Genomic DNA, 22,160 nt, shown 5'->3' on the forward strand with positions numbered 1-22,160 from the left:
CAGGGCCACCATTGATGGGGCGTTTCCTCAGGATCAAGTTGCGCCTGCGTCGTTTCCTGCGACGCCATTCCTGGATCACGTTGATCGTCCGCTCGTTTATGATTTTCTCCGCGGCGTTCGGCGGCGCCTTTGGATTCATCACCGGCATTCTTTCGGATAAAAGCTACGATCCTCACCTGTTCGCCATCGGCGTCAGCTTCCTGTTCGCGCTCGCCTGCCTCTGGATCGTCACGCAGGGCATCCGGCTGCGCCTCATGCGCAAGAAGCTGCGCACGATCGCCTTGCACAATGAGGCAATGGCCGATCGCAATTGGGAACTGCAGGAGGCGGAGCAGCGCGTCAGCAATCTGTTCGAGGCTCAGGGCGACCTGATCGTGCTGCGCGACTACGAGGGCCGCATTACCTACGCCAACGACGCCTATTGCGAGTTGGCGCAGGTTCCGCGCGACAGCCTGATCGGGAGCACGGTCTCGCTGAAGGTGCTCGAACAAGGCGACGTCGCGCTCGAACCCAACGGCACGCGCGTCTACGATCAGAGGATCGAGGGACCGCTCGGTGCGCGCTGGATCGCGTGGCGCGAAGGTTTCGTTCGCAACAACGCCGGAATGCCGGCGGAGGTGCAGAGCGTCGGCCGCGACGTCACCGATCGCACCGAGACCGAGCGCGCGCTCGGCGAAGCACGCGACCAGGCCGATGCCGCCAACCGGGCCAAGTCACGTTTCCTGGCGATGGCCAGCCACGAGATCCGCACGCCGCTGAACGGAATCATCGGCATGAGCGGACTGTTGATGGATACATCGCTGACGCAGGAGCAGACGACCTATGTCAAGGCGGTCAAGACGTCGGGCGACGCGCTGCTCGCGCTGATCGAGGAGTTGCTCGATTATTCCAAGGTCGAGGCCGGCAAAATCGATCTCGAGCATCGGCCCTTCGCGCTATCCGGCCTGATCGAGGACATCACCGAGTTGCTGGCGCCACGCGCGCAAGCCAAGGGCATCGAGATCGCGGCCTATGTCGATGAACGTCTGCCGCTGCAGGTGATCGGCGACGCCGCGCGGCTGCGGCAGGTGCTGCTCAACCTCGCCGGCAACGCCATCAAGTTCACTGCAACAGGTGGAGTTGCCCTGATCGTCGAGCCCGGCATCTCGCCGAGCGAGATCAGCTTCCTGGTGCGCGACACCGGAATCGGCATCGCGCCGGAAGCCCAGCAGCGGATTTTCCGCGAGTTCGAGCAAGCCGACGAACGCATTGCGCGCAGCTATGGCGGCACCGGCCTCGGCCTCTCCATCAGCGACCGCATCGTCAAGCGGATGGGCGGGCGGATCGGACTCGCGAGCACGCCCGGTTCCGGCTCGACATTCGAGGTGTCGATCCCGCTTGCCGCGGCCGAGACCGACGAGGCAAACACGTTCACTGCGCCAGATCTCTCGAACCAGTCGATCATGCTGATCGCGCCGCAGAGCATCGAGGTCGCGCTGATCTCGCGGCGGCTGCAGCGCTGGGGTGCACAGACCTCGATCGTATCCGATGCCGAGGTGGCCGAGGCGTTGTTGCCAGAGCGGAGCTGGCACGCGATCCTGATCGACCACGCGCTCGGTACCCCCGCGATGGAGGCGCTTGCCAATGCTGCCCGCAACCATGCGGTCCACCGGATCGTGATGTTCACGCCTGCGACGCGGCAGGAACTGCTGGCATCCTCGACGCCCGCCTTCACCGGCTACCTGGTCAAGCCGCTGCGTGCGTCGTCGCTCGTCGCGCGCCTGACCGCATCGCCTGAAGTCGCGGCGCCGAGCCTTGCGATGGAAGCGCTGGCCGAGCCTGCAGCCGCGGCGGCCCAACTGCCCGACAAGGGACTCTCGATCCTTGTCGCCGAAGACAATGAGATCAACGCGCTGTTGATGCGCTCGCTGCTCAGCCGTCTCGGCCACACCGCGCTCATCACCACCAACGGCGAGCAGGCCATGGAATCCTGGTTGTCGGCCAAGTCGGCCGGCACGCCATATGATCTCGTGCTGATGGATATCCAGATGCCGCGCCTCAACGGCATCGAAACCACCAAGCGCATCCGCGCGCACGAAGCCGGCGAGCCCGGGCGCCGGACGCCGATTCTGGCGCTCACCGCCAACACGCTGGTGGAAGACCGTTACGCCTGCTTCGAGGCCGGCATGGATGGCTTCCTGATCAAGCCGCTCGATCGCGACAAGCTGCAAGAGGCACTTGCGGGACTGGCCGCGTCGCGGCATCTCGCGGCGTAGACTTACCGAACCGCAGTGTCGTCCCGGCGAAGGCCGGGACCCATTACCACCGAATTTTGTTTTACGACGCGCTGAAGCCACAACCGCGCGAACCACAGACGCCTGTGGTTATGGGTCCCGGCTTTCGCCGGGACGACACCGATGATGTGGCAGCCTTGGCGATGCACTACAACCGCCGCAGCGCTACCGATTGCACCACGTGGTCGGCGCCCTTCTTCAGGATCAGCGTCGCGCGCGGCCGCGTCGGAAGAATGTTGTCCTCGAGGTTGGCGAGGTTGGTGCGCTCCCAGATCGCGATCGCGGTTGCCGTCGCTTCCTCGTCCGACAGCGGCGCATAACGGTGGAAGTAAGATCTGGGATCGGTGAACGCGGTGTCTCGCAGCGCGAGAAAGCGCGTGATGTACCATTGCCGCAATGCCGATTCATCGGCATCGATGTAGACAGAGAAATCGAAGAAGTCGGAGACGAACGGCACCGCCTTGCCGTCGCGCGGCAGCCTTCCGGTCTGCAGCACGTTGACGCCCTCGACGATCAGGATGTCGGGCTGGTCGATCTCGACCCACTTGTTCGGCACGATGTCGTAAGTCAGATGCGAATAGACCGGCGCACGCACACGACGCCGTCCGGCCTTGATGTCGCTGAGGAAGGACAGCAGCGTCGGCAGATCGTAGCTTTCCGGAAAGCCCTTCTTCTGCATGATGCCCTGCCGCTCGAGCACGGCATTCGGATAGAGAAAACCGTCGGTCGTGATCAGGTCGACCTTCGGCCGCGGCGACCAGCGCGCCAGCAGCGCCTGCAGCACGCGGGCGGTGGTGGATTTGCCGACGGCCACCGAACCGGCGACGCCGATGATGTAGGGCATCTTGCGATCGCGGATGCCGAGGAACTGACGCTGTGCGTAGTACAGCCGCTGCGTGGAATCGACGTAGATGGATAGCAGCCGCGAGAGCGGCAGGTAGATGTCTTCGACCTCCTGCAAATCGAGGCGATCGTGCATCGACCGCAGGCGATCGAATTCGCCGGGCTCCAGCGTCATCGGCGTGTCGTCGCGCAGACGCGCCCACTGCTCGCGCGTGAAGATACGATAGGGATTGTATTGCTGATCTGGTGCCCGGATATCCATGAGACCGTTCCTCGATCAATCGCGCTTGCGCGACGCCTTTTCTTCCAATCCGGACATCGACGTGCGCTTCTCCAGCGCCGCCTCGACATCCTCCAGCTTCACGCCACGGGACTTCAACAGAACCAGCAGGTGAAACACCAGATCGGCGCTCTCGGCGATGAGATGATCGCGATCGTTTTCGATCGCGGCGATCACGGTCTCGACTGCCTCCTCGCCTAGCTTCTTGGCGCAATGCGCCGTGCCCTTGTCGAGCAGCTTACGGGTATAGGACGCCTCGCCGCCCGCTGCAGCACGGGCATCAATGGTGGCGGCCAGATCGTGGACCGTGAAACGCGACATTGACTCAACTCAACCGTGAGCACTCGGCACCGTCCGAGGTGCACGCCCCAACTGGGCTTAGCATTTTTGTGACAAGGAGTCCTAGCTCATGCGCTAGGGATCGAGCCGCATCGGCAGCCCGGCGCGCATCATGTGATCCTTGGCTTGGCGGATGGTAAATTCCCCGAAGTGGAAGATCGAGGCAGCCAGCACGCCGGTGGCATGACCCTCACGGACGCCATCGACCAGATGGTCGAGATTGCCGACGCCGCCGGACGCGATGACCGGTACGGGAACACTGTCGGCAATCGCTCGGGTCAAAGGCAGGTCAAAGCCCTGCCGGGTGCCGTCCCGATCCATTGACGTCAGCAGGATTTCGCCGGCGCCGAGCGCGACGACCTCTTGGGCATATTCGATGGCGTCGATCCCGGTGGCATTGCGTCCACCATGGGTGAAGATCTCCCAACGGTCCGATCCGCCGGCGCGCTTGACCCGCTTGGCATCGATCGCGACCACGATGCACTGCTCGCCGAACTTCTCGGCCGCTTCCTTCACGAACTCACGCCGGCTGACGGCGGCCGAATTGATCGAGACCTTGTCGGCGCCGGATCGCAGCAGCGTCTTGATGTCGTCGACGGTGCGCACGCCGCCGCCGACGGTCAGCGGCATGAAGCAGGCTTCCGCCGTCCGCCGCACCACGTCCAGCATGATGCCGCGGTTCTCGTGGGTCGCCGTGATGTCAAGGAAAGTGAGCTCGTCGGCGCCGGCGGCGTCATAGGCGATCGCGGCCTCGACCGGATCGCCGGCATCGCGCAGGTCAACAAAATTGACGCCCTTCACCACGCGCCCGTCCTTGACGTCGAGGCAGGGGATCACGCGAACCTTGAACATGGTCTTCTCCTAGGCCGCAGTCCGAGCGCTCTTGATCAGCTCAAGCGCGGCGGCCGGATCGAGCCGTCCGTCGTAGAGCGCGCGGCCGACGATGGCGCCCGCGAGCTTTTTGGCGCGCGGCGCGAGCAGCGCCTTGACGTCGTCGATCGAGGCAAAGCCGCCGGAGGCAATCACTGGAATCGAAATGCGATCGGCGAGTGCGATCGTGGCGTCGAGGTTGAGCCCCTTGAGCAGGCCGTCGCGGGCGATGTCGGTGAAGATGATGGCGGCGACGCCGGCATCCTCGAAGCGCTGCGCGATCTCGAGCGCCGTCACATGCGAGGTCTCTGCCCAGCCTTCGACCGCGACCTTGCCGTCGCGCGCATCGAGGCCGACGGCCACGCGGCCGGGGAATTTCTTCGCCGCGCCCTTCACGAGCTCGGGATCGCGCACCGCGGCGGTGCCGATGATCACCCGGGTGATGCCCTTGTCGAGCCAGGCTTCGATAGTCTTGAGGTCGCGGATGCCACCGCCGAGCTGCACCGGCATGGTGACGGCCTTCAGCATTGCCTCCACGGCGTGCGCATTCATCGGCTTGCCGGCAAACGCACCGTCGAGATCGACGACATGCAAATATTCAAAGCCCTGCGCGGCAAAGGCGCGAGCCTGCGCCGCCGGATCAAGATTGAACACCGTGGCGCGCGCCATGTCGCCCTGCTCCAGGCGCACGCACTGGCCGTTCTTCAGATCAACCGCGGGAAAGAGGATCATGCTCTGTTGCCTGCTCCCTCCCCCCTTGTGGGGGAGGGTTGGGGTGGGGGGTAGCCGCGGACACGGTGCTTGTGGCTTACCCCCCTCCCGAATGCTTCGCATTCGACCTCCCCCACAAGGGGGGAGGTAGCTAGAGGTACGGCCATCACGGCTTCCACTTCAAGAAATTCGAGATCAAGGCGAGGCCGAAGCGCTGGCTCTTCTCGGGGTGAAACTGAGTGCCAATGGCGGTGTCCTTGGCCACGATCGCGGTGACCGGCCCGCCATAGTCGGCGCACGCCAGCACGTCGACTTCGTCGGCGGCGGCAAGGTGGTAAGAGTGCACGAAATAGGCGTGACGGCCCTTCGGACCAAGCGGTAATCGCTCCAGCACCGGGTGCTCGCGAGCGAGGTCGAGCGTGTTCCAGCCCATGTGCGGCACCTTGAGGCTTTCATCACGCGGCTCGATCTTGACGACGTCGCCGGCAATCCAGTTGAAGCCCTCGGTCGTGACATGCTCCTTGCCGCGCGTCGCCATGAGCTGCATGCCGACGCAAATGCCGAAGAACGGCCGCGCCTTGACCCGGACCGCCTCGGTGAGCGCTTCCAGCATGCCGTCGACAGCGTCGACGCCATGCCGGCAGTCGGCAAAGGCGCCGACACCAGGCAGCACGATACGATCAGCGCGATACACCGCATCGGGATCGCGCGTCACCTTGATCGCTTGCGGATCCTCCATGCTGCGCGCGGCGCGCTCGAACGCCTTTGCCGCGGAATGCAGATTCCCGGAGCCGTAGTCGATGATTGCAACGGTCATCGCGATCCTCCTGGCTCTGGAAATAATCCGATAATGCTGCCTTGCGGCGGCAGTGGTGGTTTTGAGAACGGCTGGCCCGGAATAGTCCGTGTCGGTGGCGGGCCGCCGCGGTCGACCGACCATTGATCGTTGACGATGCCGCGATGGCGAGCGGCCCAGCGCTCGAAGAAACGGCGCTCGGCGGCTTCCTCATCATCGGCCACGACGATGTCAAGCTGCCGCCATTTGCCCCGCGACAATGTCCAGCGTCGCAGGCTGGCCGCCTCGAATCCCATCAGCAGCATCAGCACCAGGTCGACGAAGAAGATCGCGCCGCGCCCAACGCCGAGCCTGGCCAGCCCGAAATCGATAGCGAAGCTGAGGATGATCCAGCCAACCAGCGCCAGCCACAGCCGGTTCCAGGCAAGCCAGATCACGCTCGCGACGGCGGCCCAGAAATGGAAACCATCGCGCACAAAAGTGAACTTGTCGGTCGCCGCAAGATCGGCGCTGTCAGCCACGGGGGCATGCACTGTGTAGACCGGCATCGAAAGCTCCGCCGAGGATAGTCCGTCTTCTTGAGCATGAACTGCCGGAAAACCGGTACCTGGTTTTTCCGGACTATGCTCCAGTATCAGCCGCCGAGCTGACCCTTCGTGGAGGGCACCTCGCCCTGATTGCGCGGATCGACCGCGACCGCCGTTCGCAGCGCCCTGGCCAAACCCTTGAAGCAGGATTCGGCGATATGGTGGCTGTTCTCGCCATATAAGGTCTCGACGTGCAGAGTCACACCGGCGTTCATCGCGAACGCGTTGAACCACTCGCGGACCAGCTCGGTGTCGAACTCGCCGATCTTGTCGCGCGGGAATTCGACCCTGAACACCAGCATCGGGCGGCCGGAAATGTCGATCACGACGCGCGACAGCGTCTCGTCCATCGGCATATGGATCGAGGCATAGCGGGTGATACCGGCCATGTTGCCGAGCGCCTGCTTCATGGCCTGTCCGAGCGCGATCCCGACGTCTTCGGTGGTGTGGTGGTAATCGACATGGAGATCGCCATCCGCCTTCACCGTGATGTCGATGCGCGAATGCCGGGCCAGGAGGTCGAGCATATGGTCGAAGAAGCCGATCCCGGTCGAAACCGTGGATACGCCTGCTCCGTCGAGGTTGACCGTCACCTCGATGTCGGTCTCCTTGGTCTTGCGCTTGATGGTTGCCGTGCGCATGAAAATGAGCTTTCCCGTGCCGAAAACGCCGGTCTTTTAACAGGCCGATGTCACCTTCGCTACTGCGGGATGACGTCGAATTGACCCGACTTCCGACCATGATGACCGGAATTTCTTGCCAAATCGTCCGATTGTAACCCCCTGTCCGACCGCCTAAATCTGCCCCAGAGAGAGGTAACCTATGCAACCATCCCCAAACGAGCTGCCGGTCTGGCATGGCACCACGATTTGCACGGTCCGCAAGGGCGGCAAGGTGGTGATCGGCGGCGACGGGCAGGTCTCGATCGGCCAGACCGTGATCAAGGCCAACGCCAAGAAGGTCCGGCGGATCGGCAAAGGCGACGTGATCGGCGGCTTTGCCGGCGCGACCGCCGATGCCTTCACCCTGTTCGAGCGGCTCGAGGGCAAGCTGGAACAATATCCGGGCCAATTGACCCGGGCGGCCGTCGAGCTCGCCAAGGATTGGCGCACCGACCGCTACCTGCGCCGCCTCGAAGCGATGATGATCGTCGCCGACAAGGACGTCTCCCTGGTGCTGACTGGCACCGGCGACGTGCTGGAGCCGGAGGCCGGAATCATGGCGATCGGCTCGGGCGGCAATTATGCGCTCGCTGCTGCGCGCGCCCTGATCGACACCGACAAGGACGCCGAGAGCATCGTGCGCCGCGCTCTCGATATCGCCGCCGACATCTGCGTCTTCACCAACCGGAACGTGACAATCGAAACTGTAGGCGGCTGAGCGTGGCCGGCGTCTACCACTTTCGCCCCATGACCTCGGCCGACCTGCCGCAGCTCGAGCGGTGGCTTGCGTTGCCGCACGTCCGGGAGTGGTGGGGCGACCCGGCCGAGCAATTCGCCCTGGTCAGCGGTGACCTCGACGAGCCCGCGATGGACCAGTTCATCGTCTCGGCCGACGATGGCGAATTCGGCTACATCCAGTGCTACGACGTGACGGCCTGGGAGTCCGGCTTCGGCCGGCAGCCGGACGGCACCCGCGGCATCGACCTCTTCATCGGCGAGCCGGGCATGATCGCGTGCGGCCATGGCTCGGCCTTGATTCGTGCCTTTGTCGACGAACGGCTGGCGCGGGAGACGCCGCGGGTGGTGACCGACCCCAGCCCGGCCAATGCACGCGCAGTACGCGCCTATGAAAAGGCGGGTTTCCGCAAGACGACCTTGATCAACACGCCCGACGGACCGGCACTGCTGATGATCCGCGACAGATGACGCCGACGTCGCAGCTCCTGAGCAGTGCTTGCCGAGAGAGTTCTTTCAACCTAGCTAGAGCCAATGACCGACTTCTCCCCCCGTGAAATTGTTTCTGAACTCGATCGCTTCATCGTCGGCCAGGCCGATGCCAAGCGTGCGGTGTCGATTGCACTGCGCAACCGCTGGCGGCGGCTACAGCTCGACGGTTCCCTGCGCGAGGAGGTTCTGCCGAAGAACATCCTGATGATCGGGCCGACCGGCGTCGGCAAGACGGAGATCGCACGGCGGCTGGCCAAGCTCGCCGGCGCGCCGTTCCTCAAGGTCGAGGCCACCAAGTTCACCGAGGTCGGCTATGTCGGCCGCGACGTCGAGCAGATCATCCGCGACCTGGTCGAGGTGGCGATCGCGCAAACCCGCGAGCGCAAGCGCAAGGATGTCCACGCCCGCGCCCAGCTCGCCGCCGAGGAACGCGTGCTGGATGCGCTGGTGGGTCCGGCCGCCAGTGCCGGAACGCGCGAGTCGTTCCGCAAGAAGCTGCGCGCCGGCGAGCTCAACGACAAGGAGATCGAGATCGAGGTACAGTCCAGCGGCGGCATGCCCATGTTCGAGATTCCCGGCATGCCCGGCGCCCAGATGGGCGCGATCTCGCTCGGCGATATCTTCGGCAAGATGGGCGGACGCAGCAAGACGCGCCGCCTGACCGTCGAAGGCTCGCACGAAATCCTGGTCAACGAGGAATCCGACAAGCTGCTCGACACCGACCAGTTGGTGCAGGAAGCGATCAGCGCGGTCGAGAACAACGGCATCGTCTTCCTCGACGAGATCGACAAGATCTGCGTGCGCGAGAACCGCGCCGGCGGCGGCGACGTGTCGCGCGAGGGCGTGCAGCGCGACCTGCTGCCGCTGATCGAAGGCACCACGGTCTCGACCAAGCACGGCGCGGTCAAGACCGACCACGTCCTGTTCATCGCCTCCGGCGCGTTCCACATCGCGAAGCCGTCCGACCTGCTGCCCGAGTTGCAGGGCCGCCTGCCGATCCGCGTCGAGCTGCAGGCACTCACCCGCGACGACATGCGCCGCATCCTGACCGAGCCCGAGGCGTCGCTGATCAAGCAGTATGTCGCGCTGATGAAGACCGAGGGTGTGACTCTGGACATCACCGACGCTGCGATCGACGCGCTGGCCGACGTCGCGGTCGCGGTCAACTCGACAGTCGAGAACATCGGCGCGCGGCGACTGCAGACCGTGATGGAGCGGGTGCTGGATGATATCTCCTTCACCGCGCCCGACCGCCACGGCGACACCATCCAGGTCGACGCCGACTACGTGACCAGGCACGTCGGCGATCTCGCCAAGAACGCGGATCTCAGCCGGTTTATTTTGTAGGCGTTACCGTTAAGATCGTCGTCCCTGCGAAAGCAGGGACCCATAACCACCGGCGACCATTGTCGAAACGAGTAGCAGCTCCAGCCCACCGCCAAGCGCATGGCTGTGGTTACGGGTCCCGGCTCGCGCTTCGCTTGGCCGGGACGACGATGAACCTGAATTCGGGACTGACGAAAAACCCCTGGCGCGTGATGCTTGGCGCCAACGCCGCCCTGCTGATCGGGCTATTCTTTTACAAGATCACGCTGCGGCCGTTCGTCCCCTACATCCACCTGCTGGTCGACTACCACTACGGCTTCACTAAGCGTGCGCTGATCGGCGCGATGGTCTCGCTGTTCACCGACAAGGTGCCGGTGTGGCTGGTGTTTGCGCTGGGTGGCGCGATCTGGCTGGTGACGCTTGGCCTGTTCGTCGAGCTGTTCCGCCGCACCTTCAGGCTCGACGACGCGCATTGGCCGCTGTTCGTCTTCACCGCGGGATCGCCGTTCTTCCTAAAGAACTTCATGTTCTCGCTCGGCCATTTCGACATCTATGGCTGCGCACTAACCATCGTGCTGCTGCTGATCCCGGCGCGCTCGATTTCCTATGTGCTGCTCGCCGCGCTGTTCTCGATCGTGCTGATCCTGATCCACCACATCTTCGTCCTGATGTATGTGCCGACCATCGCGGCCATCGTGGTGCTGCGCTTCTATCTGGTGCAGGGCGTGACATCGCGGAACGCAGCGACGGGCATCGCGGCGTTGGCCGCGGTCGGCATTCTCTTCCTGGCCGCGCAGTTTCTCGGCACCGTCGACGTGCCCTATGACGAATTCCTCCATCACCTGCGGAGCCGGATGGCCGATCCGTCACGAACCGACCTGCTTGAGTTCGGCTATATCTGGTACCAGCCGCTGGCCAAGGAGATTACCGATACCTGGGCGCGCATGCCCTCGAACATCCTGGGCGTTCCGGTGTTCGCGCTGCTGATCTGGCTGCACGCGCCGCTCTGGCGTTATTTCGCGCGCCTGATCGACGCGCTTGCAAGCGAGCTGCACCGCCGCATCGTGATCGCCGCGATCATCATGATCAGCGCCGGCTTCTTCGTCATGTTCGTGATGGTGTTCGATTACTCGCGCTGGATCTCGAACTGGGCGGTCTGCATGTTCCTGATGCTGCACGCCGTGAAGACGCTGCCCGCCTCGAAGGAGGTGCCGGTGATCGCCTCAGACGATCGCAGGACCACGACGCTCGGCTGGATCGTCACGGTAATCCCGCGCGTCGGGATCATCAGGCCGTTTTAGCCATCTTGGATCGAGCATGATCTCGGGCACACGCGTTCCGGGTCACGCCCTCGCGCGACGGACGCGGACATAGAGCGCGCCCTCGCCGCCATGGCCGATATGGGCCTCTTCGAAGCCGACGACCAGCGAGCGGAATTCCGGCAGGCTGAGCCATTCCGGCACGTGGCGCCGCAGCACGCCGCGCTCGGAGTCCGGGCCGCCGACCTTGCCCTTACCGGTGATGACCAGAACGAAGGTCAGCCCGTCGCTGTGAGCGCGCTGCAGGAAGGCGAGCAGCACCCGATGCGCGCGCATCTGCGTCATGCCGTGCAGGTCGAGCCGCGCGTCGATCTCCTGCTTGCCGCGCGACAGCTTTGCGCGCTCGCGGCGGCCGATTGGCGCGAGCGGCGGCAAATGCGGGCGCGGCGCCGGTGCGGCCTTCGCGGGCGCCGGCTTGACCGGAACAGGCTTTGCCGGAACGTGATGCGCGCCCGGGTCAGCGGCGACCGTGGGCGCTTTGGCGACGACCGGCCGCTTGCGCAGCGGCTTGACCTGTTTCGCCACGCTCTCCCAGAGCGCACGCTCCTCCTCGCTCAACGCGCGCTTGCGCCGCGACGGAGCGGAGAGGTCGAGGATCGGCGCGGGACGCTTCATTGATCGTCGCGATGGCGAGGGCGCCGCTTCTCCGGTTGCTGCGAGTTTCCAGACCGGGCTGCCGACAACGGCACCGGTTCTGCCACAGGCGCGGATTGCACGACGGGCGCTGTCACGCCCGTCGTCGCCGGAGGCGCAGTGGTTCTCATCGCAGCCGGACCCTTCGCCGGGTTGCTCGTGGCATTGCCAGTCGGGTCCTTCGCCGCACCCTTGGTCGCATCCTTGGCAACAGCCGCGTTCGCCGGTTTTGCGGCCGGTCTATCCTTCAGCGGATCGGTCTGTGGGAACTGCTTTGCGATCCGCGCCGACGGCCGAGCGTCGGGAACCGGCAGCTTGCGGCCGCGGGCGACCGGGTCAAGGCCCTTCGGGACCAGCATGACGAACTGCATGTTATTCCGCAGCCGACCCGACACCTTCCCGGCATCCGCGCCGGCGCCGAAATACAGATCGGCACGCGCGGGACCCACAATCGCAGAACCGGTATCCTGCGCGATCATCAGCCGATGGAACGGCGTTTTCGACTGCTCGGATTCGATCGGCAGCACGCCCTCGATGAAGAACGGCGTGCCGTAGACGTGCAACGCCTTGTCGACCGCGATCGAACGGCCCGGCGTCAGTGGGACACCCTGCGCACCGACCGCTTCATCCTTGTCGGAAAGCGGGACTTCGCGGAAGAAGATGTAGGAGCGATTCTGCCGGCGCAGCTCCTTGGCGCCATCGGGGTTCTGCTCCATCCATTCCCTGATCTTCTGCATCGACATCTGGTCCTTCGGGATGATGCCGCGATCGATCAGGATGCGTCCGACCGGCGTATAAGGATAACCGTTATGCGCATCATAATTGATGCGCAGCGTGGTGCCATCGGCCAGCTTGATCCGCGCCGAGCCCTGGATCTGCGCGAACAGAAGGTCGGTCTGGCTCTTCAGCCAGCAGATCTCCAGGCCGCGGCCGGCAATCGCGCCGTCCTCGATCTGGCCGCGATCGTAATAGGGCACGAGCTTGCGCCGGCCGATCTTGCGGTACACCGGGCCGCTGTTGGGCAGGCCGACCGAATCCTGCGTCTTGCCGCGCACGAACAGGTTGGATGGCCGGCGATAGACTGGAACGTTGTACACGTCGGTCTGCGTGCGGGAGCCCTCGAGCACCGGCTCGTAATAGCCGGTGACGAAGCCTGCGTCTTCGCCGAGCCGCGAGATGCGCAGCGGCACGAAGTTCTGCTCGAAGAACTCCTTTGCTCTGATGCTGTCGGTGGGCTCGAGCCGCTTGGCGATCCGGCAGGGATCGCGCAGCGAGCTGCCGAGCGCCTTCGATTCCGCAGGCAGCCCCTGCTGCGCCGCGATCGGCTTGCAACTCGTCCGAAATGCCTTGTAGGCGGCAAGATGGTCGTCGTCGTTCCAGCCGGGGATCGTGGCCCAGGTGAGCGGCTCATACTGGCTGCCGCTGACCTGGAGCGGCAATTCAAGCTTCGGATAGGGAATTTGGCGCGCCGGCTCGTGCCGCGGCGGCACGCGCCATTTCGATCTGTAGTGTGCGGCTATCGCTGCCGTGGAGCACAGAACCGCGAGCGCGCAGCTCGCAACGGCAAGGCGCCCATAGCCGAGATGTTTAGTGAGCGCTTCCAGTGCCAACCAGCTTCCAGTTCGGATCGCGGGACGTCGAGTCACGGGCGAAAGTCCAGACATCGGTGATGTCGGCCACCTTGTCCGGGCTGCCGTCGACAATCGTGCCCACCTTGTCACGCGTGACCGAAATCATCTGCGACACGAAGCGGACGGTCAGTTGCGCCGTACGATCGCGCGTTTCTGCGCTGACGATCTCGGCTTTGTCGATCGACACGAACCGCGTCTCGGTCTTTTGCTCGTGCTTCTCACGGTCCTTGATCGCGGCCTCGAAGCTTTCATAGACCTCGGTCGATAATAAATCCTTGAGGGCGCGCCGGTCGCCATTGGCGAAGGCCAGCACGATCATCTCGTAAGCCGAGCGGGCGCCCGAGAGGAAATGTCGCGGATCGAATGAGGAGTCCTGGGCAACGACCGCATCGAGACCCTGCGCCAGCGGCGTGCCGGGCTCGGCGATTCCCTTCCAGCGGTCGGTCGGTTCAGACGGCTCCACGCGCGCCGTGCTGGGCTGATCGATCACCGATCCCGGGATCGGAACGACGTTGTTATTGTCCTGGCCGCGTTGCACGACGTTGGGCGCGGCGCGATCATAGGGCGGCCGCTCGCTTCCGGTGCGCTGTCCAAGGACACTGCGCAGGCGCAGGAAGATGAACACAGCCAGCGCCAGGAAGATGATGGTGTAGATATCCACGTCGATTTCGCTTTCTGGTCTCTGCCGGCAACGGGCCGGCCGTAGAGCGTTCCCGATGCGGGAACGGCAGAGATTACATCACCGATTGAGTCCGCAGCATGTAGGCACGAAACTGTGCCCGGCCAATGGCGCTTTTTGGCACGGGCAATTGTAGCGCGTTTTACCGCCGGGGGGAAACCCGTTCCTGCCCAGAAATCACGCATATTCAATAATTTAGGAAGCCGTTAAGAGATTGGTGGATCGAATTCGCGGGCCGCGGCAGACAAATCGGCCGCAAGCGACGCGTCCTTTGCCTCGTCGTCCTTGTCGAGCGCGCCGGGCCTATGATAGCCACTCGCGCGGCATCGGATTTCCAACACTTTGACGCGTGCCGTCGGACATCCTGTCCATCGAGCGCCGCTTCAGGAGACATTTCATGACCAACGGCAACGGCGCACCCGTCGAGCAGGCCCCTCCCCAGCTCAACGTGCTGGCGCAATACACCAAGGATCTCTCGTTCGAAAACCCGAACGCGCCAGCCTCGCTCGGCCCGCAGCAGCAGCAGCCGGCGATCAACATTCAGATCAACGTCGCCGCCAATAACATCGCGGACAACGACTTCGAGGTGATCCTGTCGATCGAGGGCAAGGCTGAGAGCGCCGGCAAGGTGATGTTCAGCTTCGATCTGGCCTATGCCGGCGTGTTCCGTATCGTGAATGTTCCGCAGGAGAACCTGCACCCGCTGGTAATGATCGAGTGTCCGCGGCTGCTGTTCCCGTTCGCGCGCGAGATTGTCGCGACCTCCGTCCGCGACGGCGGCTTCCCGCCACTGATGCTCGATCCGGTTGATTTCGTCGGCCTCTACCGCCAGAACATGGAACGACAGGCCGCCGCACAGGCGGCGTCCGGCGTCAAGCCGAGCTGAGCCTGGCTTTCAGGCAAACCTAGCAGCCAGCAAATTCGGCTCTGATCCCAATCAGAGCCCAATTGCTTTCAGGCGGCCGGGGCAGCCACGGGTACGGGCGGCAAATAGTCGTTCCAGATCGGCTTGTCGCCCAGGGTGGCGACAAAGGCCCGGTGGATCTCGCGATCGGCATCACTGACCCGGGGTACAAGCGGAATCTCACGCTGCCGCCGTGGCGTATCGCCATAGCTGCCGACGCGTACATCCGACGTCTCCGACGCCAGGATGAGCTGCGACTGCCGCGCCCCGATCAGGTCGATATAGACTTCGGCAAGCAACTCGGCGTCGAGCAACGCACCGTGCTTGGTGCGGTGGGAATTGTCGATCGAGTAGCGTGAGCAGAGATCGTCGAGCCGGTTCGACACACCCGGATGCTTGCGCCGCGCCAGCAGCAAGGTGTCGACCAAGCGATCCTTCGGAATCGTTGCCCGTTTGATGCGATCGAGCTCGGCGTTGATGAAGCTGACGTCGAATGAGGCGTTGTGGATCACGAGCGGCGTGTCGCCGATGAACGCCAGGAACTCGTCAACCACCTCGGCAAACAGCGGCTTGCTGGCCAGGAACTCGGTCGAGAGGCCGTGCACGGCGAATGCCTCTGCCGGCATGTCGCGCTCGGGATTGATATAGACGTGGTAGGTCTGCCCGGTCGGCATGCGATTGAAGATCTCGACGCAGCCGATCTCGACCAGCCGGTCACCGCGCAGCGGATCGAGGCCAGTGGTTTCGGTATCGAGAACGATTTCGCGCATGACGTGAGGAATTCCGAAAAGCGGGCGAATCAGGCGCGCCGCTTCGGCATCTTAGCAACCTCGGCCAGAATGTCGCGGATGCGCCCCCGCACCGGGTCGAGCCCGTGCGAGGTATCCACCACGAAATCCGCCCGCCTGCGCTTTTCGGCGTCCGGCATCTGTTTGGCGATGATGGCATCGAGCTTGGCCGCATCCATCGTGCCGCGCGCCAGCACGCGCTCGCGCTGCAGCTCCGGCGATGTGGACACGACCACCACGGCATCGACGCGCTTTTCACCGCCGGTCTCGAACAACAGCGGCACATCAACGACCACCACGGGAGCGTCGGCGGCCTCCGCGTCGGCGAAGAATTTCTGCCGGGACGCACCGAGCATCGGATGCACGATCTGCTCGAGCTGCTTCATCGCCGCGGCATCGTGCACCACGCGTGCGGAGAGTTTTGCGCGGTCGACCTTGCCGTTGAAGGTGGTGCCGGGAAAGGCAGCCTCGATCGCCGGCGCCGCTTCCCCTTCGTACAACTGGTGCACGGCCGCATCGGCGTCGTATACCGGCACACCGGCTTCCGCGAACAGCTTTGCGGTTGTGGATTTTCCCATCCCGATCGAGCCGGTCAGTCCAAGGATCAACATCGGATCAGCATCTTTCCGTCGCCATGCCTGTCAACAGCGTCTCAGACCGCGAGCAGTCTCTCGCCGCGCAGGAACGCAAGCAACGACAATAGCGGCAGGCCGAGAATGGTGAAATGGTCACCCTCGATGCGCTCGAACAGATGCACGCCCAGACCCTCGAGCTGATAGGCACCGACGCTGGTCGTCACCGCGGTTCCGGCATGGTCGAGATAAGCATCGATCTCGCCTTCGCTGAGCCGCCGCATCGACATGCGCGCGACGCTCACATCGGCAAACAAGGTTTTTCCGTCACGCGCAACCGAGACAGCCGAGTGCAGTTCATGGACCTTGCCCGCCAGCAAGCCCAGTTGCTCGGCGGCCTGCGCCCGGCCAGCCGGTTTGCTGAACATCCGCTGTCCCAGCGCCAGCGTCTGGTCGGCGCCGACGACATAGCGTCCGGGCCTTTGGCGGGAGATGAACAAGGCCTTTTCGCGCGCCAGCAGCGAGGCGATCTCGCCCGGTGCTGACAGACCGGACTTCTTCTGCACCGCGCGCTCGTCGATATCGGCCGGCAAGGTCTCGACGTCGAGGCCGGCATTTTCGAGCAGCATTTTGCGCGCGCGGCTTTGCGAGGCCAGGATCAGCTTCTGTTGTCCGCGCCAGATGGTCATGACCTAACGATCATTCCGGCGGCCGTGCGCGCTGGCGGTCGGCATAGAGCTTCATCACCGCGGCCGCGGTCTCTTCGATCGAGCGGCGCGTCACGTCGAGCAAAGCCCAGTTGAACTTCGCGCTCAAGCGCCGCGCGAAAGCAACCTCATCGGCCACCGCCTGCTTGTCGATGTAGGTGTCGTTGTCGTGATCACCCATGCTGAGCAGGCGGTTCTGCCGCACCTGAATCAATCGCTCCGGCGTTGCGTGCAGGCTGACGACCAGCGGCTTCTTGATGGTTTCGAGTTGATGCGGCAGCGGAATGCCTGGCACCAGCGGTATGTTCGCCGTGCGAATGCCGCGATTGGCAAGATAGATCGAGGTCGGCGTCTTCGACGTGCGAGACACGCCGACGAGCACGACGTCAGCCTCCTCGAGGCCTTCGACATGCTGACCGTCGTCATGCATCATGGTGTAGTTCAGCGCATCGATCCGCCGGAAATATTCCGCGTTGAGCACGTGCTGCGCGCCGACCCGCCCCGTCGTTGCGGCACCTAGATACGCCTCGAACAATTGCATCACCGGCCCGATGATCGACAAGCTTGGAACATTGATCTCCTTGCACTTGTCTTCGAGACGGCCGACCAGATCCTTTTCCAGAAGTGTGAACAGCACGATGCCCGGCGATTCCTCGATCTCGTCGAGCACGCGATCAAGCTGCTTCTGGCTGCGCACCAGCGGATAGACATGCTCGACCGCGGTCACGTTGGCGTATTGCGCAGCGACCGCGCGCGCCACGGTGATCAGCGTCTCGCCGGTCGAATCGGACACCAGATGAAGATGGAAATAGTTGGAGTTCGTCGGCACCAAAACTCCTGTCTACTTTGTGAATCGCTGTGGAGACCGAGGAGGAGATTCCGGAGCCGCCGGCCGGCCTCGGGATATCTCATCCCTTTCTTCACAGCACCTCGCGAAAGGATAAGTCGATGTCATGGGAGTGATGATAGTGGGTAGGTGTGGATTTGTCTCTTCATAAGCTGACCACAGGTCCGCGCAAGCGATTGAGCCGGACCACCGAATCCCGGTGAGCATGCCGGCGCGCCAGAATGTTGAGGGATGTGAACAAGCCTGCAAGAACGACTGGATCGCGTTGCGTGAGTCAAATCCACCGTCATTCAGACTCAAACCTTAGATTCTAAAATTAATAGGTTTAGGAGAGGCGAGCTTGCGGATATGTATCCGTCCCTCGTTCGCAGAGCTTTGCTCGCAACGCTAAGACCACCCGAGCCGTTCCTTGAAAGGCAGCCCCGCCATGTATGAGTGGATCAAGGCCCTGCATATCATTGCCGTCATCTCGTGGATGGCGGGCATGCTCTATCTGCCGCGGCTGTTCGTCTACCATTGCGAAGCCCAGCCCGGCTCGAAGCAATCCGAGACGTTCAAGGTCATGGAGCGGCGGCTTTTGAAAGCGATCATCAACCCTGCGATGATCGTGACCTGGCTCGCCGGGCTTTATCTGGTCTGGTCCGGACATTGGTACCTTTCGGGTTGGTTTCAGGTCAAATTTACGCTGGTGCTGATCATGTCCGGCGTCCACGGCTTTTTGGCCCGCTGCGTCAAGGATTTCGCCGCGGACCGGAATCACCGCAGTCAGAAATTCTATCGTATTATCAATGAGGTACCGACGATCCTGATGATCTTCATCGTCATCATGGTGGTCGTCAAGCCGTTCTAGGGGCCGCAATGCCCAAGAAGCCGCTTCAGTCCTTCTTGCGGAGCTCGAATCGATTTTCTATATAGGCTTTATCCCACCCTACGCAGGCGGATGTGGTCGCGTTTCGGTTCGTTTTGGGCCGGCGCCGCATCAGGTTTGAAGCCCCAACGGCACTTTCCTGGCTGAGACCTGCGGACCTTCCTTTGGCGTCCGCTTTTTCCAAAGCCACCTCGCACCCCTTCCCCACTTACTTCCTCACAGGACGACCCCCATGCGGGAAATCAAACTCCAGGACCTCAAATCGAAAACGCCGGCTGAGCTCGTCTCGTTTGCGGAAGAGAACGGGGTCGAAAACGCCAGCACCATGCGCAAGCAGGAGCTGATGTTCGCCATCCTCAAGCAACTCGCGATCGCGGAGACCGATATCATCGGTGAAGGCGTCGTCGAGGTGCTGTCCGACGGCTTCGGCTTCCTTCGTTCGCCTGACGCGAACTATCTGCCGGGTCCCGACGACATCTATGTCTCGCCCTCGCAGATCCGCCGTTTCGGCCTGCGCACCGGTGACACCATCGAAGGCCACATCCGCAGCCCGAAGGAAGGCGAACGCTACTTCGCGCTCCTGAAGGTCAACACGCTGAATTTCGAAGACCCCGAGAAATCCAAGCACAAGGTCAATTTCGACAACCTCACGCCGCTGTTTCCCAATCAGCGCTTCCGCATGGAGCTCGAGGACTCCACCAAGAAGGACCTTTCTGCCCGTGTGATCGACATCGTCGCGCCGATCGGCAAGGGCCAGCGCGCCCTGATCGTGGCGCCGCCGCGTACCGGCAAGACGGTGCTGATGCAGAACATCGCGCACTCCATCACCGCCAATCATCCCGACTGCTATCTGATCGTGCTCCTGATCGACGAGCGTCCGGAAGAAGTCACCGACATGCAGCGCTCGGTAAAGGGCGAGGTGGTGTCGTCGACCTTCGACGAACCGGCAGTTCGTCACGTTCAGGTCGCCGAGATGGTGATCGAGAAGGCCAAGCGGCTCGTCGAGCACGGTCGCGACGTGGTCATCCTGCTGGACTCGATCACGCGCCTCGGCCGTGCCTACAACACGGTGGTGCCGTCATCCGGCAAGGTCTTGACCGGCGGTGTCGATGCCAATGCGTTGCAGCGTCCGAAGCGCTTCTTTGGCGCCGCCCGTAACATCGAGGAGGGCGGTTCGCTGACCATCATCGCGACCGCGCTGGTCGATACCGGCAGCCGCATGGACGAAGTCATTTTCGAAGAGTTCAAGGGCACCGGTAACTCCGAACTGATCCTGGACCGCAAGGTCTCGGACAAGCGGACGTTCCCCGCGATCGACATTGCCCGCTCCGGCACCCGCAAGGAGGAGCTCATCACCGATCCGCAAGTGCTCAAGAAGATGTACGTCCTGCGCCGCATCCTCAATCCGATGGGCACCATGGACGCGATCGACTTCCTGCTCGACAAACTCCGGAACACGAAGAACAACGCGGAGTTCTTCGACTCGATGAACACCTGAGGCTGCGGCCCGGAATGCAGAAAGGCGCTCCGTCCAAGCGGGGCGCCTTTTTCATGTTGCGGTCATGTTGCAACAAGCGTGCAGCACGAGCCAACAGGCGTTAGTGCTTCATTGACTATATAACATATTGATTTTATTTAATAATTTATAGCGCTAGGCGTTGCCGCGCTGTGGAAAGGCTGCTTTGCAGCAGAATTGCTGCGCGAATGCTGCAAGCGATATCGCAGTGCAGCATTTACTGATCAACATTGCCGAACGAAATCGCATTGGCTTTATAAGAGCCCGGGAACAAACAGGCGATGCATCTACGCGACCAAACCATTTTCGCGCTATCGTCGGGCCGAGCACCGAGTGCGATCGCGATCATCCGGGTCTCTGGGCCAATGGCCGAGTCGGTCATTGCAGGTCTTGTGGGCAAGACACCGACGCCGCGGATGGCGACCTGTGCGCTGCTCCGTGATTCCGACCGTCAGCCGATCGATGACGCGGTCGTGCTGTGGTTTCCGGCTCCGTCGAGCGCGACCGGCGAGGATGTCGCCGAATTTCACGTTCATGGTGGACGTGCGGTGCTGGCCGCGATGTTCGGCGCGCTGGCGGCCTTTGATGACGTCCGCCCGGCCGAGCCGGGCGAGTTTACGCGGCGGGCCTTTGAGAACGGCAAGCTCGATCTGACCGAAGCCGAAGGTCTCGATGATCTGATCCACGCCGACACGGACCGCCAGCGACGCCAGGCGCTGCGCCAGTTGAAGGGGCTGCTTGGCGATCGTGCACGCGACTGGCGTGAGCAGATCATTGCGGCGTCCGCACTGATCGAAGCCGGCATCGATTTCTCCGACGAAGGCGACGTGCCCGACGAGCTGATCGCGCCGGCGCTGGCGAAGATCAGATCGCTTTACGGCGAGATTCAGGAAGTCCTTGCGGCGCAGGGGCAGGGTGAACGGCTGCGTGACGGCCTGGTGGTGGCGATCGCTGGTCCGCCGAATGTCGGCAAGTCGACGCTGATCAACCAACTCGCACGGCGCGAGGTTGCGATCGTCTCGCCGCATGCCGGCACCACGCGCGATGTCATCGAGGTTCAGCTCGATCTCGACGGCTATCCGGTGACGGTCATCGATACGGCCGGCATCCGTGAGACCGAGGACCCGGTGGAGCAGGAGGGCGTCCGCCGCGCGCGGGCGCGAGCCGCGGAAGCCGATCTCGTCCTCTGGCTGACCGATGGCGCTGACAAGGCGGGGGCGCACGAAGATGCGACGCCGGTCTGGCTCGTACGCAACAAGGTCGATCTCGATGGTGCGCGATCAGGCGGACCGGGCGGGAGCCGACATCCGCAGTTCAGGATTTCCGCAGCTCGTGGCGATGGGATCCCCGAGCTGATCGCGGCGCTGGTTGGCTTCGCGCACGACTATTTCGGCACCAGCGAAGGCGGTTTGATCAGCCGGGCACGGCAACGCAAGTTGCTAGAGGAGACAACGCAGTCGCTTCGCCGCAGCCTCGAGGTGATCGGGCAGGGCGAAGAGTTGGCGGCCGAGGAGCTCCGCAGCGCGGCATTTTCCCTCGGCCGGCTGCTTGGTCGGGTCGATGTCGAAGACATTCTCGACTTCATCTTCCGCGACTTTTGCATTGGAAAGTAGGGCGGCCAGCCGGGTTGCGAGTAAATCGTTTCACGTGAAACGGCACTGACGCTGGTCGGCCGCCTCTAACGTTTCACGTGAAACAGACCACGCGCTGGAACCGTTTCGTTTCACGTGAAACAACGGGTCACGCAACTTCGTTCTTCCGGCATTCATGACTCCGCGATAG

The 22,160-nt window shown here is 63.2% G+C and carries 23 protein-coding genes; 9 read left to right on the top strand and 14 right to left on the bottom strand.

Annotated features, from left to right (window positions below):
• Positions 1 to 14 precede the first annotated feature (14 nt).
• Positions 15 to 2,255, top strand: coding sequence for a response regulator (locus P6U25_RS00855; protein ID WP_407149560.1), 2,241 nt, complete (start codon positions 15 to 17; stop codon positions 2,253 to 2,255).
• 166 nt (positions 2,256 to 2,421) lie between these two features.
• Here P6U25_RS00855 and coaA read toward each other — a convergent pair whose 3' ends face one another.
• The 7 genes from coaA to hisB form a co-directional block, all read right to left on the bottom strand.
• The gene (gene coaA / locus P6U25_RS00860; RefSeq protein WP_407149561.1) at positions 2,422 to 3,378 is read right to left on the bottom strand and encodes a type I pantothenate kinase; all 957 of its coding nucleotides are present in this window, start codon (positions 3,376 to 3,378) and stop codon (positions 2,422 to 2,424) included.
• A gap of 15 nt (positions 3,379 to 3,393) precedes the next feature.
• Positions 3,394 to 3,717, bottom strand: a complete 324-nt coding sequence (locus tag P6U25_RS00865) for a phosphoribosyl-ATP diphosphatase (protein WP_407149562.1) — start codon at positions 3,715 to 3,717, stop codon at positions 3,394 to 3,396.
• Positions 3,718 to 3,810: 93 nt separating this feature from the next.
• A complete protein-coding gene (hisF, locus tag P6U25_RS00870) occupies positions 3,811 to 4,587 on the bottom strand; it encodes an imidazole glycerol phosphate synthase subunit HisF (protein ID WP_407149563.1) in 777 nt (258 codons plus the stop codon).
• 9 nt (positions 4,588 to 4,596) lie between these two features.
• Positions 4,597 to 5,337 carry a 1-(5-phosphoribosyl)-5-[(5-phosphoribosylamino)methylideneamino]imidazole-4-carboxamide isomerase gene (hisA, locus tag P6U25_RS00875; RefSeq protein WP_407149564.1) on the bottom strand — a complete coding sequence of 247 codons (741 nt, stop codon included), beginning with the start codon at positions 5,335 to 5,337 and terminating at the stop codon, positions 4,597 to 4,599.
• A gap of 145 nt (positions 5,338 to 5,482) precedes the next feature.
• Complete coding sequence (gene hisH, locus P6U25_RS00880; RefSeq protein ID WP_407149565.1) at positions 5,483 to 6,133, bottom strand: imidazole glycerol phosphate synthase subunit HisH; 651 nt, start codon at positions 6,131 to 6,133, stop codon at positions 5,483 to 5,485.
• Complete coding sequence (locus P6U25_RS00885; protein ID WP_407149566.1) at positions 6,130 to 6,660, bottom strand: DUF2628 domain-containing protein; 531 nt, start codon at positions 6,658 to 6,660, stop codon at positions 6,130 to 6,132. The genes hisH and P6U25_RS00885 overlap by 4 nt, the downstream gene beginning before the upstream one ends.
• An 86-nt stretch (positions 6,661 to 6,746) precedes the next feature.
• Positions 6,747 to 7,340: an imidazoleglycerol-phosphate dehydratase HisB gene (hisB, locus tag P6U25_RS00890; protein ID WP_407149567.1), complete on the bottom strand. Its 594-nt coding sequence runs from the start codon at positions 7,338 to 7,340 to the stop codon at positions 6,747 to 6,749.
• A 181-nt stretch (positions 7,341 to 7,521) separates the two neighbouring features.
• Here hisB and hslV point away from each other — a divergent pair, with 181 nt between their 5' ends.
• From hslV to P6U25_RS00910, 4 genes are all read left to right on the top strand, one after another.
• The gene (gene hslV / locus P6U25_RS00895; protein ID WP_407149568.1) at positions 7,522 to 8,079 is read left to right on the top strand and encodes an ATP-dependent protease subunit HslV; all 558 of its coding nucleotides are present in this window, start codon (positions 7,522 to 7,524) and stop codon (positions 8,077 to 8,079) included.
• Between the two features lie 2 nt (positions 8,080 to 8,081).
• Positions 8,082 to 8,567: a GNAT family N-acetyltransferase gene (locus tag P6U25_RS00900; protein ID WP_407149569.1), complete on the top strand. Its 486-nt coding sequence runs from the start codon at positions 8,082 to 8,084 to the stop codon at positions 8,565 to 8,567.
• A 63-nt stretch (positions 8,568 to 8,630) separates the two neighbouring features.
• Positions 8,631 to 9,935 (top strand): ATP-dependent protease ATPase subunit HslU, encoded by a 1,305-nt coding sequence (hslU, locus tag P6U25_RS00905; RefSeq protein WP_407149570.1) that lies wholly within the window; start codon positions 8,631 to 8,633, stop codon positions 9,933 to 9,935.
• Positions 9,936 to 10,090: 155 nt separating this feature from the next.
• Positions 10,091 to 11,215, top strand: a complete 1,125-nt coding sequence (locus P6U25_RS00910; protein ID WP_407152719.1) for a hypothetical protein — start codon at positions 10,091 to 10,093, stop codon at positions 11,213 to 11,215.
• 42 nt (positions 11,216 to 11,257) lie between these two features.
• Here the strand turns inward: P6U25_RS00910 and P6U25_RS00915 are convergent, their stop codons facing one another.
• The 3 genes from P6U25_RS00915 to P6U25_RS00925 form a co-directional block, all read right to left on the bottom strand.
• Positions 11,258 to 11,848, bottom strand: coding sequence for a Smr/MutS family protein (locus tag P6U25_RS00915; RefSeq protein WP_407149571.1), 591 nt, complete (start codon positions 11,846 to 11,848; stop codon positions 11,258 to 11,260).
• Positions 11,845 to 13,305, bottom strand: a complete 1,461-nt coding sequence (locus tag P6U25_RS00920; RefSeq protein ID WP_407152720.1) for a murein transglycosylase A — start codon at positions 13,303 to 13,305, stop codon at positions 11,845 to 11,847. Before P6U25_RS00920 ends, P6U25_RS00915 begins: the two co-directional genes overlap by 4 nt.
• A 148-nt stretch (positions 13,306 to 13,453) precedes the next feature.
• Positions 13,454 to 14,158 (bottom strand): Tim44/TimA family putative adaptor protein, encoded by a 705-nt coding sequence (locus tag P6U25_RS00925; protein WP_407149572.1) that lies wholly within the window; start codon positions 14,156 to 14,158, stop codon positions 13,454 to 13,456.
• Positions 14,159 to 14,573: 415 nt separating this feature from the next.
• On the opposite strand from P6U25_RS00925, the gene secB reads away from it, so the two are divergent.
• Positions 14,574 to 15,062 carry a protein-export chaperone SecB gene (gene secB, locus P6U25_RS00930; RefSeq protein ID WP_407149573.1) on the top strand — a complete coding sequence of 163 codons (489 nt, stop codon included), beginning with the start codon at positions 14,574 to 14,576 and terminating at the stop codon, positions 15,060 to 15,062.
• A gap of 68 nt (positions 15,063 to 15,130) precedes the next feature.
• On the opposite strand, the gene dnaQ is transcribed toward secB, so the two are convergent.
• The 4 genes from dnaQ to P6U25_RS00950 are packed head-to-tail and all read right to left on the bottom strand — an operon-like array spanning position 15,131 to position 17,976.
• A complete protein-coding gene (dnaQ, locus tag P6U25_RS00935; protein ID WP_407149574.1) occupies positions 15,131 to 15,850 on the bottom strand; it encodes a DNA polymerase III subunit epsilon in 720 nt (239 codons plus the stop codon).
• Positions 15,851 to 15,879: 29 nt separating this feature from the next.
• A complete protein-coding gene (gene coaE / locus P6U25_RS00940) occupies positions 15,880 to 16,479 on the bottom strand; it encodes a dephospho-CoA kinase (RefSeq protein WP_407149575.1) in 600 nt (199 codons plus the stop codon).
• Positions 16,480 to 16,520: 41 nt separating this feature from the next.
• Positions 16,521 to 17,129, bottom strand: coding sequence for a Maf family protein (locus tag P6U25_RS00945; RefSeq protein WP_407149576.1), 609 nt, complete (start codon positions 17,127 to 17,129; stop codon positions 16,521 to 16,523).
• A 10-nt stretch (positions 17,130 to 17,139) separates the two neighbouring features.
• Positions 17,140 to 17,976 carry a pyruvate, water dikinase regulatory protein gene (locus tag P6U25_RS00950; protein WP_407149577.1) on the bottom strand — a complete coding sequence of 279 codons (837 nt, stop codon included), beginning with the start codon at positions 17,974 to 17,976 and terminating at the stop codon, positions 17,140 to 17,142.
• Positions 17,977 to 18,421: 445 nt separating this feature from the next.
• On the opposite strand from P6U25_RS00950, the gene hemJ reads away from it, so the two are divergent.
• The 3 genes from hemJ (at position 18,422) to mnmE (ending at position 21,991) form a co-directional block, all read left to right on the top strand.
• Positions 18,422 to 18,844 (top strand): protoporphyrinogen oxidase HemJ, encoded by a 423-nt coding sequence (hemJ, locus tag P6U25_RS00955; RefSeq protein ID WP_407152721.1) that lies wholly within the window; start codon positions 18,422 to 18,424, stop codon positions 18,842 to 18,844.
• Positions 18,845 to 19,094: 250 nt separating this feature from the next.
• Positions 19,095 to 20,360 carry a transcription termination factor Rho gene (rho, locus tag P6U25_RS00960; protein WP_407149578.1) on the top strand — a complete coding sequence of 422 codons (1,266 nt, stop codon included), beginning with the start codon at positions 19,095 to 19,097 and terminating at the stop codon, positions 20,358 to 20,360.
• Between the two features lie 299 nt (positions 20,361 to 20,659).
• A complete protein-coding gene (gene mnmE / locus P6U25_RS00965; protein WP_407149579.1) occupies positions 20,660 to 21,991 on the top strand; it encodes a tRNA uridine-5-carboxymethylaminomethyl(34) synthesis GTPase MnmE in 1,332 nt (443 codons plus the stop codon).
• The last annotated feature ends 169 nt before the right edge of the window (positions 21,992 to 22,160 follow it).

The organism is Bradyrhizobium sp. ORS 86, from assembly GCF_045571475.1.
In the GTDB taxonomy this organism is placed as follows: Bacteria; Pseudomonadota; Alphaproteobacteria; order Rhizobiales; family Xanthobacteraceae; genus Bradyrhizobium.

Excerpts from the sequence above, each read along its gene's own strand:
- P6U25_RS00855 (WP_407149560.1), top strand. The coding sequence starts at position 15 with ATGGGGCGTTTCCTCAGGATCAAGTTGCGCCTGCGTCGTTTCCTGCGA.
- coaA (WP_407149561.1), bottom strand. The coding sequence starts at position 3,378 with ATGGATATCCGGGCACCAGATCAGCAATACAATCCCTATCGTATCTTC.
- P6U25_RS00865 (WP_407149562.1), bottom strand. The coding sequence starts at position 3,717 with ATGTCGCGTTTCACGGTCCACGATCTGGCCGCCACCATTGATGCCCGT.
- hisF (WP_407149563.1), bottom strand. The coding sequence starts at position 4,587 with ATGTTCAAGGTTCGCGTGATCCCCTGCCTCGACGTCAAGGACGGGCGC.
- hisA (WP_407149564.1), bottom strand. The coding sequence starts at position 5,337 with ATGATCCTCTTTCCCGCGGTTGATCTGAAGAACGGCCAGTGCGTGCGC.
- hisH (WP_407149565.1), bottom strand. The coding sequence starts at position 6,133 with ATGACCGTTGCAATCATCGACTACGGCTCCGGGAATCTGCATTCCGCG.
- P6U25_RS00885 (WP_407149566.1), bottom strand. The coding sequence starts at position 6,660 with ATGCCGGTCTACACAGTGCATGCCCCCGTGGCTGACAGCGCCGATCTT.
- hisB (WP_407149567.1), bottom strand. The coding sequence starts at position 7,340 with ATGCGCACGGCAACCATCAAGCGCAAGACCAAGGAGACCGACATCGAG.
- hslV (WP_407149568.1), top strand. The coding sequence starts at position 7,522 with ATGCAACCATCCCCAAACGAGCTGCCGGTCTGGCATGGCACCACGATT.
- hslU (WP_407149570.1), top strand. The coding sequence starts at position 8,631 with ATGACCGACTTCTCCCCCCGTGAAATTGTTTCTGAACTCGATCGCTTC.
- P6U25_RS00915 (WP_407149571.1), bottom strand. The coding sequence starts at position 11,848 with ATGAAGCGTCCCGCGCCGATCCTCGACCTCTCCGCTCCGTCGCGGCGC.
- secB (WP_407149573.1), top strand. The coding sequence starts at position 14,574 with ATGACCAACGGCAACGGCGCACCCGTCGAGCAGGCCCCTCCCCAGCTC.
- dnaQ (WP_407149574.1), bottom strand. The coding sequence starts at position 15,850 with ATGCGCGAAATCGTTCTCGATACCGAAACCACTGGCCTCGATCCGCTG.
- coaE (WP_407149575.1), bottom strand. The coding sequence starts at position 16,479 with ATGTTGATCCTTGGACTGACCGGCTCGATCGGGATGGGAAAATCCACA.
- P6U25_RS00945 (WP_407149576.1), bottom strand. The coding sequence starts at position 17,129 with ATGACCATCTGGCGCGGACAACAGAAGCTGATCCTGGCCTCGCAAAGC.
- hemJ (WP_407152721.1), top strand. The coding sequence starts at position 18,422 with ATGTATGAGTGGATCAAGGCCCTGCATATCATTGCCGTCATCTCGTGG.
- rho (WP_407149578.1), top strand. The coding sequence starts at position 19,095 with ATGCGGGAAATCAAACTCCAGGACCTCAAATCGAAAACGCCGGCTGAG.
- mnmE (WP_407149579.1), top strand. The coding sequence starts at position 20,660 with ATGCATCTACGCGACCAAACCATTTTCGCGCTATCGTCGGGCCGAGCA.